Origin of the sequence: Ectopseudomonas oleovorans, assembly GCF_029845265.1 — a bacterium.
Lineage (GTDB): Bacteria > Pseudomonadota > Gammaproteobacteria > Pseudomonadales > Pseudomonadaceae > Aquipseudomonas > Aquipseudomonas oleovorans.
On the sequence record NZ_JAOCLK010000016.1, the window covers coordinates 82,085 to 91,769 of the forward strand.

General features: G+C 65.4%; 7 protein-coding genes. 2 read left to right on the plus strand and 5 right to left on the minus strand.

From position 1 onward, the window contains the following. Positions 1 to 3: 3 nt before the first annotated feature. Both N5J71_RS10800 and N5J71_RS10805 read left to right on the plus strand, forming a co-directional pair. Positions 4 to 3,438: an AAA family ATPase gene (locus tag N5J71_RS10800; RefSeq protein ID WP_003459639.1), complete on the plus strand. Its 3,435-nt coding sequence runs from the start codon at positions 4 to 6 to the stop codon at positions 3,436 to 3,438. 2 nt (positions 3,439 to 3,440) lie between these two features. Then, positions 3,441 to 3,983 carry an isochorismatase family protein gene (locus N5J71_RS10805; protein WP_003459641.1) on the plus strand — a complete coding sequence of 181 codons (543 nt, stop codon included), beginning with the start codon at positions 3,441 to 3,443 and terminating at the stop codon, positions 3,981 to 3,983. A gap of 105 nt (positions 3,984 to 4,088) precedes the next feature. Here the strand turns inward: N5J71_RS10805 and N5J71_RS10810 are convergent, their stop codons facing one another. The 5 genes from N5J71_RS10810 to nhaC form a co-directional block, all read right to left on the minus strand. After that, positions 4,089 to 4,658 carry a transporter substrate-binding domain-containing protein gene (locus N5J71_RS10810; RefSeq protein ID WP_279916844.1) on the minus strand — a complete coding sequence of 190 codons (570 nt, stop codon included), beginning with the start codon at positions 4,656 to 4,658 and terminating at the stop codon, positions 4,089 to 4,091. A 64-nt stretch (positions 4,659 to 4,722) separates the two neighbouring features. Next, the gene (rlmF, locus tag N5J71_RS10815) at positions 4,723 to 5,724 is read right to left on the minus strand and encodes a 23S rRNA (adenine(1618)-N(6))-methyltransferase RlmF (RefSeq protein WP_279916845.1); all 1,002 of its coding nucleotides are present in this window, start codon (positions 5,722 to 5,724) and stop codon (positions 4,723 to 4,725) included. A gap of 220 nt (positions 5,725 to 5,944) precedes the next feature. Further along, positions 5,945 to 7,774, minus strand: coding sequence for an SLC13 family permease (locus tag N5J71_RS10820; RefSeq protein ID WP_279870293.1), 1,830 nt, complete (start codon positions 7,772 to 7,774; stop codon positions 5,945 to 5,947). A 32-nt stretch (positions 7,775 to 7,806) separates the two neighbouring features. Beyond that, a complete protein-coding gene (locus N5J71_RS10825) occupies positions 7,807 to 8,103 on the minus strand; it encodes a winged helix-turn-helix domain-containing protein (RefSeq protein ID WP_003459649.1) in 297 nt (98 codons plus the stop codon). Positions 8,104 to 8,249: 146 nt separating this feature from the next. Then, positions 8,250 to 9,680, minus strand: coding sequence for a Na+/H+ antiporter NhaC (nhaC, locus tag N5J71_RS10830; protein ID WP_074859284.1), 1,431 nt, complete (start codon positions 9,678 to 9,680; stop codon positions 8,250 to 8,252). Between the last annotated feature and the right edge of the window lie 5 nt (positions 9,681 to 9,685).

Consider the following 9,685-nt stretch of genomic DNA (forward strand, 5'->3'; position numbering starts at 1 on the left):
CGCATGAAAATCATCAGCCTGCGCCTCAAGAACCTCAATTCCCTCAAGGGCGAGTGGAAGATCGACTTCGCTGCCGAGCCTTTCGCCGGTAGCGGCCTGTTCGCCATTACCGGGCCGACCGGTGCGGGCAAGACCACCTTGCTCGACGCCATTTGCCTAGCCCTGTATCACCGCACGCCGCGCATGAGCACGCTGTCGGCCAGTGGCAACGAGCTGATGACGCGGCATACCGCCGACTGCCTAGCCGAGGTCGAGTTCGAGGTCAAGGGGCAGGGCTACCGCGCCTTCTGGAGCCAGCGCCGCGCGCGCGACAAGGTCGACGGTGCGTTGCAGGCGCCCAAGGTCGAGCTGGCACGTATCGCCGATGGTGAAATCCTCACCGACAAGATTCGCGAGAAGGAAAGTCTCACCGCCGAGCTGTCCGGCCTCGATTTCGAGCGCTTCACCAAGTCCATGCTGCTGGCCCAGGGCGGCTTTGCGGCGTTTCTCGAAGCCAATGCCAATCAGCGCGCCGAGCTGCTGGAGGAACTGACCGGCACCGAGATTTACGGGCAGATCTCGCAGCAGGTCTACGAGCGCACCAAGGCTGCCGAACAGGCACTCAATCTGCTGAAAAGCCGCGCTCAGGGCATGGAGTTGCTCGACGAAGCGCAGCGCGCCGAGCTGCAGGCCGAGCAGCAGCGTCTAAGCTTGGAGGAGTCGCCGCTGCTGGCCCGGCAGCAGGCTCTGCAGGCCCAGCGCCGTTGGCGTGAGGCACTGCAGCAGGCCGAGCAGCAACGGGAGCAGGCGCGACTCGGACTGCAGCAGGCCCAGCAGGCTCGTAACGAGGCAGCCGGTGAACTGCAGCGCCTGGCCGCCAGTGAGCCGGCAGCTCGATTGCAGCCGCTGTATCTGGCCTGGCAGCAGGCGCAGCAGGACAGGCAGCAGGCACAGCAGGTGCTGGATGACCTGCATCAGCAGCAACGCCACAGCGCTGAGCGCGAGCACCAGCAACTCTGGCTGGCCAGCCGCTATGCCCAGCAAAGCGTGAGTCTGCGTCACGAGGAGCTGCAGCGTCTGGCCGGGCAGCGTGAAACGCTGCACGCACGCATGAGTACTGCGCCGCAACGGGAACGCCTGGGCGAGCTTCTGGGTAGTTGGCGTGTGCAGTTCGATCAGCGCGGGCAACTGCTCAAGGAGCAACAGGCACTGCACGCACGCATGGCGCAGGAGGGTGAACAGCTCGCCGCCTTGCAGCAGCAGCGTGATCAGCTCGGTGTGCAGCAGGCCGACGCGCTGAAGCGGCTGGAGGATGCGCGCGCCAGCGAGGCCAGGCAGCAGAGCGAGCTGCAGGTCCTGCTGGGCGAGGGCGACGAGGCCGGACTGCGCCAGCGTTGGCAGCAACTGCAAGTGCAAGGGCGCGTATTGGATCGTCTGGAACAGTTGGCGCAGAGCCGTGAGCAAACGGCTGCACAGGTCGCCGAGTTGACCCCGCGTCTGGCTCAGTTGCAGCAACAGCACACCCGCAAGAACGATGAAATCACCGGCCTGCGCGAGCGTTACAAGGCGCTCAAGCAACAGCAGGCCGACAAGGAAAAGCTGCTTGAACAGGAGCAGCGCATTCAGGATCTGGAAGCCTACCGCGCCCAGCTGCAGCCCGGCGAAGCCTGCCCGTTGTGTGGTTCGCACGAGCATCCGGCGGTCAGCCAGTACCAGGCGCTCAACGTCTCCGCCACGCGCCAGGCGCTGGAACAGTGCCGCAACGAACTGGCGCAGCTGGAAAGCCAAGGCGGCACCCTGCGTGACGAGCTGACTCGGCTGGTCACGCAGATCGCTCAGGTTCAGCAGCAACTGGAGCAGGCGAGCCAGCAGGCCGCTCAGCAGGATGCGCAGTGGCAGCAGCAACTGATCGAGCAGGCCTTGCAGATATCTGACGGCGCCGCTTTGCGCGAACTGCAGCGCCAGCACGAGCAGAGCCTGACGCATCTGCAGACGCGACTCGCCTTGGTCGAGACCGGGCAGGCGCAACTGGCACAGGCGCGTGGTGCACGTGAAGTGGCCGAGCGGGCGTTGGCTGATGCGCAGCAGCGCCTGGCGCTACTGGCGCGTGATGAGGAGAACCTGCAGGCGCGACAAGCCGAACAGGGCCAGGGCCTGCAGCGTTTGCAGCAGGCGCTTCGGCACCACGAGCAAGTGCTACTGAGCAGTCTGGAGGGCTTTGCTGTTGAGTTGCCGTCGGACGCTGGCCTCTGGCTGGACGAGCAGGAGCAGGCCTGGCGCGACTGGCAGCAGGCCCAGGCGCAGGATCAGCAACTGCAGGAGCAGCAGCGCGAGGCGCAGCGCCTGCTCGCCGACGCCGAGACACAGGCCGGGCACTGGCAACAGCGCTGGCAGGACGAAGGTGCGCTGACGCTGGCTGAACCCGAGCCATCGGCACAGCCGCAACTGGCGTTGAATGAGGCCGCCAACAGCCTGGCCAGTGCCCAGCGCGAAAGCGATGCGTTGCGCGGCCGCGAGCAGAGTCAGCAGACCTTGTTGCTGCAGCTGCAGCAACGCTCGAGCGAGGCCGAGCAGCACTGGCTGACGGCTCTGACGACCAGTCCTTTCAGCGATCTTGCGGCGTTTCTCGCTGCGCTGCTGGACGAGGGCGAGCGAGAGCGTCTGGCGGCTTTGCAGGCACGTGTGGAGCGCGCTCTTACCGAGGCTTCGACGCTGTTGGCTGCCGCCGACGCGCAGTTGCTGAAGCTCAGCGCTACACCGCAGACAGAGCTGGCGCTTGGTGAACTGGATGAGCAGTTGCAGGTACTGCAGAGCGAATTGCGTGCCCTGAGCCAGCGCCAGGGCGAGCTGCGTGCGCAGTTGCAGGCCGACGAGACGCGGCGCAGCAGCCAGCAGTCGCTGTTCGCCGAAATTAGTGCACAGGAGAGTGAGCAGCGCCTGTGGCAACAGCTCAACGGCCTGATCGGCTCGGCCGACGGCGCCAAGTTCCGCAAGTTCGCCCAGGGCCTGACCCTCGATCACCTGATCCACCTGGCCAACCGTCAACTGACGCGCCTGCATGGGCGTTATCAACTGGCGCGCAAGAGCAGTGGTGAGCTGGAGCTGGAGGTGCGCGACACCTGGCAGGCCGACGTGGCGCGCGATTGCCGCACGCTGTCCGGTGGCGAGAGTTTTCTGGTCAGCCTGGCGCTGGCCCTGGCGCTGTCGGATCTGGTCAGCCACAAGACCAGCATCGACTCGCTGTTTCTCGACGAAGGCTTCGGCACCCTCGATGGCGAGACGCTGGAGGTGGCGCTGGACGCGCTGGATAACCTCAACGCCAGCGGCAAGACCATCGGCGTGATCAGCCATGTCGAGGCAATGAAGGAACGCATTCCGGTGCAGTTACGGGTACACAAGGGCGTTGGCCTGGGTTACAGCCGGCTCGACGCACGTTTTGCAGTCAAAGAAGGGGCATGACGATGTTGATGCGAGCGAAGGATTCCACCCTGCTGGTGATCGACCTGCAGGAACGCCTGTTGCCCGCCATCGATGGCGGCGCGGCTGTGGTCGAGCAGGCCACCTGGCTGGTGCGCGTGGCGCAGCGCCTGCAGGTGCCGGTGATCGCCACCGAGCAATATCCCAAGGGGCTGGGCTACACCGAGCCGGCCCTGCATGAACTGCTGCCGGGCGATGGCCTGCGCGAGAAGATTCATTTTTCTGCCACGGCCGGGGCCGGGGTGTTCGATTTGCCCGGCGGTGAACGCCAGCAGTTCATCGTTTGCGGCACGGAAACCCATGTTTGCGTGCTGCAGACGGTAATGGGCCTGTTGGTGGCCGGGCGTGAAGTATTCGTGGTGGATGAAGCCGTTGGCTCGCGCCGCCCGCGCGACAAGGCACTGGGCCTGGGGCGCATGGAGCGTGCCGGGGCGGTGATCGTGTCGCGTGAGATGGTCGCCTTCGAGTGGCTGGAACAGGCTGGCACCGAGCTGTTTCGCGAGGTCAGCAAGGGCTTTATTCGCTGATCATTGACTGCTTATTTTTGGGTCCCCGCCTTCGCGGGGATGACGACTGTCTGGAGTCCTCGTCATTTCCGCGCAGGCGGGAATCCAGGCACCACGTTTTTTCAGTTATGGCGCGGCATCTTCCGGCACGGGTTGGTAGTGGCCAGCCTGCAGATCGTCGAAGTACTGCTGGTAACGGCCGTCGTCGCGAAACTGCTGCAGGCGGGCGTTGAAGCGTTCGCGTAGCACGTCGCTTTGCGCCAGTTGCCTGGGCAGCATCAGGTAACTGCGATTGACCAGCAGCGGCTTGCGGTGATGGGTGATGCGCTCGGCCTCCGCGCTGCTGAACGTGTTGCGCAGCGCGGCGTAACCGACATTGATCTCCTGCGGGTAGAGCACCACGCGCTCCTTGAGCAGCTTTTCGAAGTTCTGTCGGTCGCTGGAGACCCGTTCGAGGCGTACCTTGCCTTTGGCGAGAAAGGCATCGAACGCCGGCCCATAGCTGTATTCCAGGCCGCCGCCGAGGGTCATGCCGCTGAGGTCATCGAAGTGCAGCCAGTCGAAGGGCTGCGTTTTCAAGTGAAAGAACACGAACTGTTCATCGAGCAGGGCGTCGCTGAGCATGGCCGTGGCCGGGCTTTGGCTGGCGCTGGGCGGCTGGTTGCCCTGGTAGGGCGAGCAGTGCGCACGGCACATCCTGCGGCCCAACCCGGTATCAACGTCGCCTCCGGGTAGGGTGCGCCGTGCGCACCAGTAGGTCTCAGCGCCAGCGGCTGTCGCGCCAGGCGCAGCGGGCTTGTCCGTCCTTGAACGTCCAGGCCACCAGGCGGCTCTGCTTCTGACCCTGAGACATGCCGAGGATGCGTACCTCGACCGCACCGGCCCTGGCCAGCCAGCCTTGCAGCAGTTCAACGTTACCGCCTTTCGATACCAGGCTGCTGAACCACAGCACCTGCTCGGCGACCTGCGCGCTTTCGCTGGCCATGCGCTTGAGAAAGGCGGCCTCGCCACCGGGGCACCACAGCTCGGCCGCCTGCCCGCCGAAGTTGAGTACCGGTAACTGGCGTTTGGGGTCGAGCTTGCCGAGGTTGCGCCATTTGCGCATGCTGCCGCTGGTGGCTTCGTCGGCGCTGGCGTGGAAGGGCGGGTTGCACAGGGTCAGGTCGATACGCTCCTCGCTGCCCAGCAGGCCGAGGAAGATATGCTCGGGATTGGCCTGCAGGCGCAGTTCGATACCACTGGCCAGTTGCGGGTTGGCGGTGACGATGGCCCGCGCCGAGGCCAGCGCGGCCGGGGCGATATCGGCGCCGATAAAGTGCCAGGCGTACTCGCAATGGCCGATCAATGGGTAGATGCAGTTGGCCCCGACGCCGATATCCAGCGCGTACACTCTGGCGCCGCGAGGTATTTGCCCATCATTGTCGGTCGCCAGCAGATCGGCGAGGTTGTGCAAATAGTCGGCGCGACCGGGAATCGGCGGGCACAGGTAGCCGTCGGGTATGTCCCAGTGACGGATGCCGTAGTACTGCGCCAGCAGCGCGCGATTGAACACCTTGACCGCCGCCGGGTTGGCGAAGTCGATGCTGGGTTTGCCATAGGGGTTGGTGATCACGAACTGGCCCAACTCGGGGCTGGCCTTGATCAGCGCAGGAAAATCGTAACGCCCCTGGTGACGGTTGCGCGGGTGCAACAGGCCCTTGCTCGGAGCAGTCTTTACAGCGGCAGGGGCAGGTTTGCGCGGGCGTTTCGGTGGCTTGGGCATGAACGGGCATCGGCGAGTCGGGCGCGCGATTTTCCCATAGTCGGGCCAGGCACGCACTGCATTCGGGACAAGGGAAGCCGGTGAGCGCGGCGCACCCTAGGGTCTGTTGCCGTTTCGTCGCGGCCGTGCGCGAAACGGCAACAGACCCTAGGTCTCTGCTCTTGTAGGAGCCCGCTTGCGGGCGATCAGCGGTAGCGGATGATCGCTGGCAAGTCAGCTCCTACAGCGGAAAGATCAGCGGCACCAGCAGCACGCTGACCATCATCACCAGCAGGGTGAAGGGCACGCCGATGCGCACGAAGTCGCCGAAACGGTACTGGCCGGGACCGAGCACCAGGGTATTCACCGGCGAGGAGATCGGCGTCATGAAGGCGGCCGAGGCAGCCAGGGCCACGGTCATGGCGAAGGGCAGGGGCGACACATCCAGCGCCTGCGCCGTGGCGATGGCCACCGGGGCCATCAGTACCGCCGTGGCGGTGTTGGAAATGAACAGGCCAATCACCGCGGTGAGGGCGAACAGGCTGGCCAGGATTAGATGCGGCCCGGCATCGCCCAGGCCGCCGACCAGGCCCTGCACGGCCAGCTCGACGCCGCCGGTCTGCTGCAGCGCCTGGGCGAAGGGCAGCATGCCGACGATGAGAATCAGCGTCGGCCAGTGAATGGCGCGGTAGGCGCTGTCCAGATCGATACAGCGAAACGCGCCCATCAGCAGGCAGGCAATAAGTGCGGCCTGTACGTTGGGCACCAAGCCGGAAACCATCAGCACGACCATCACTGCCAGGCTGAGCAATGCGTAGGGCGCCTTGCGTGCGGCAGGTGCCACCTCGGCCACTTCCGCCGGCAGGCTGAGCACCAGAAAGTCGCGGCTCAGCCCCTGCAGGCGATGGATGTCGCGCCAGGCGCCGGCCACCAGCAGGGTGTCGGAGGCCTTGAGTTTCTCGTCCACCAGCACGCCCTCCAGCGCCTGGCCCTGGCGGCGCAGGCCGACCACGTTGAGCTTGTGCCGCGAACGAAAGCCCAGTTCCTGAATGGTCTTGCCCGGCAGTTGCGACTCCGGCGGCAACGCCACTTCGGCCAGGCCCAGTTCATGAGCGTGCAGGCTGAAATACGAATGCGGCAGCGGCATGGGTTCCAGCCCCAGTGCCTGGTAGCTGCCGAGCAGGCCGATGGTGGGGCTGGCGATATCCACCAGCAGCACGTCGCCCGGCTCCAGCAGGGTATTGCCGCTGGCCATCAGCAGCAGGGTGCGCAGGCGTTGGCGGCGTTCGACGGCGATGACGTTGATGCCATGTTCGCGGCGCAGTTGCAGTTCGTTGAGCACCTGATTGGCCAGGGGCGAGTTGGCGCGCACCTGCAGGCGTCGCTCGCGCTCACCCAGGCGATAGCGCTCGGCCAGATCGGCCAGAGTCAGGTGTGGCGGTTCGTTGTTGCCTCCTGCTTCGCTGCGCACAAGCCAGCGGCGCGCCAGCAGCATGTAGCCGATACCGAGCAGCAGCACGGTGAGGCCGATGGGGGTAAAGGCGAAAAAGTCGAAACCCTCCAGCCCGGCACGGCGCAGTTCGGCATGCACCACCAGGTTGGGCGGGGTGGCCACCAGGGTCAGCATGCCGCTGATCAGCCCGGCGAAGGCCAGCGGCATCATCAGGCGTGCCGGAGCAATGCGCAGGCGGGCGGCGACGCCAAGTACCACCGGGATGAAGATCGCCACCACGCCGGTGGAACTCATCACCGAGCCGAGCCCGGCCACGGCCAACATCAGCAGAATCAGCAGGCGCGTCTCGCTGCTGCCGGCCTTGGCCACCAGCCAGTCACCCAGGCGATAGGCGATGCCGGTGCGCACCAGGCCGTCGCCGATGACGAACAATGCGGCAATCAGGATGACGTTGGCGTCGCTGAAACCGGCCAGAGCCTGCTGCAAGTCGAGTACGCCGGTCAGCGGCAGGGCGACCAGCACCAGCAGGGCGACCACGTCCATGCGCGGTTTGCCGATGATGAAGAGAGTGACGGCGCCGGCCAGCAGGCCGAGCACCCAGAACAGATCCGGATTCATCGTAATTCCCAGGAGGTATGGGAAGAATTATCTCAGGGATAACCGAGCGTGGTTTTGATCTGCTGCAGGTTGGCGGCAATCCAGCGTTTGTCGATCGGCCCCCAGTCGCGAATCTGGTAGTGACCGGCGTTGTTGCGTTCGCCCTCGTTCTGCTCGAATTGGCAGTCGATATCCAGCTCGGAAAGGGCGGCCAGGGTGTCCTGCGCGGTGCGCCTGGGCATGCCGGTAACGTCCATCAGTGCCGGCACACTGACGGCCTGGCCGCTGTCGATCAGCCAGGCCACGTAGAGGCGACGGTAGAAGCTGGTGCGGGTCTTGCTCGTCTGCATGAGAAGTCCTTATGCGTTGATCCTCGCCACCGAAGCCGGCGAAGGGCCTGAGCATATAGCCGCTGGCACCGTTGAGGTAGCCCCGCATGCCAGGCCGTCAGCCAATGCAGAGGTGCCGGGCGTTCGGCGGCGTCAGTGCGTATGACTCAAACGGCCGTTTGCACCCTGGGTGGCAGCAGATAGGCGAGGGCGATGGCCAGCACCGGCATGATCAGGTTGAAGAAGCAGTACGGCAGGTAGCTTAGCGTTGCCACGCCCAGTGTGGCGGCCATGTAGGCGCCGCAAGTGTTCCACGGCACCAGCACCGAGGTCAGGGTGCCGCCGTCTTCCAGCGCGCGTGACAGGCTGGTCGGCGCCAGGCCGCGTTTCTCGTATTCGGCACGGTACATGCGCCCCGGCAGCACCAGGGCGATGTACTGGTCGGCGGTAATGATGTTGGTGCCGATGGTGGTGGTGATGGTGCTGGCGACCAGGCCGCTGTTGCTGCGTACCAAACGCAGTGCGCTTTGCAGCAGGCGTTGCAGCAGGTCGAGGCGCTCCAGTACGCCACCGAAGCACATGGCGCAGATGATCAGCCAGACGGTGGTGAGCATGCTGGCCATGCCGCCCTTGGACAGCAGGCCATCGAGTTCGGCGTTGCCGCTGGCCGACGCGTAGCCGGCGAAAAGCGCAGTCCATACCGTTTTCAGTGGCGCCAGGACGCCGGCTTGTGGGTCAGCCAGGCGCGCCATCACTTCTGGCTGGAACACTATGGCGAATACGGCGCCGAGCAGGGCGGCGAGAAACACCGCCGGGAAGGCGGCCCACTGGCGCACCGCGAGCAGCAGCAGGAAGGCCACCGGCAGCAGCAGGTGCCAGCCCAGGTTGAACTGCCCCTCCAGCGCGCCCAGCACTTCGATGATGCGCCCGGTGTCATGTTCGGCGCTGGCCTGCTGGCCGAGGGCGAAGAAGATCACCAGGGCGATCAGCAGCGCCGGCACAGTGGTACGCAACATGTTGCGGATATGCGCGAACAGCTCGGCGCCGGCAGCGGCCGGGGCCAGGTTGGTGGTGTCCGACAATGGCGACAGCTTGTCGCCGAAGTAGGCACCGGAAATGATCGCGCCGGCGGTGATCGCCGGGTCCAGGCCCAACCCGGCCGCCACGCCCATCAGGCCGATGCCGAGGGTGCCGGCCACCGTCCACGAGCTGCCGATGGACAGTGCGGTGAGCGCGCAGATCAGGCAACTGGTGAGGTAGAAGTACTCGGCGCTGATCAGCTTCAGGCCCAGCCAGATCATGGTCGGCACCGTGCCGGCGAGAATCCAGGTGCCGATCAGCGCACCGACCGCCAGCAGGATCAGGTTGGCCTTCATCGCCATATGGATGCCGGCGAGGATGCCTTCCTCGATCTCGGTCCAGCGCAGGCCATTCTTCAGGCCGACCAGGCCGGCGATGAAGGCGGCGCTCATCAGGGCGATCTGGTTCGGGCCGCTGGAGGAGGCGTCACCGAACAGGTAAACGGAGAGGCTGAGCAGTACGACGAGCACGCCAATGGGTAGCAAGGCGTCGGACAGGGAAGGGGCACGGGCGGTCATGGGTG

Excerpts from the sequence above, each read along its gene's own strand:
- N5J71_RS10810 (WP_279916844.1), bottom strand. The coding sequence starts at position 4,658 with ATGTGCCGTGCGCACTGCTCGCCCTACCAGGGCAACCAGCCGCCCAGC.
- N5J71_RS10820 (WP_279870293.1), bottom strand. The coding sequence starts at position 7,774 with ATGAATCCGGATCTGTTCTGGGTGCTCGGCCTGCTGGCCGGCGCCGTC.
- rlmF (WP_279916845.1), bottom strand. The coding sequence starts at position 5,724 with ATGCCCAAGCCACCGAAACGCCCGCGCAAACCTGCCCCTGCCGCTGTA.
- N5J71_RS10825 (WP_003459649.1), bottom strand. The coding sequence starts at position 8,103 with ATGCAGACGAGCAAGACCCGCACCAGCTTCTACCGTCGCCTCTACGTG.
- N5J71_RS10805 (WP_003459641.1), top strand. The coding sequence starts at position 3,441 with ATGTTGATGCGAGCGAAGGATTCCACCCTGCTGGTGATCGACCTGCAG.
- nhaC (WP_074859284.1), bottom strand. The coding sequence starts at position 9,680 with ATGACCGCCCGTGCCCCTTCCCTGTCCGACGCCTTGCTACCCATTGGC.
- N5J71_RS10800 (WP_003459639.1), top strand. The coding sequence starts at position 4 with ATGAAAATCATCAGCCTGCGCCTCAAGAACCTCAATTCCCTCAAGGGC.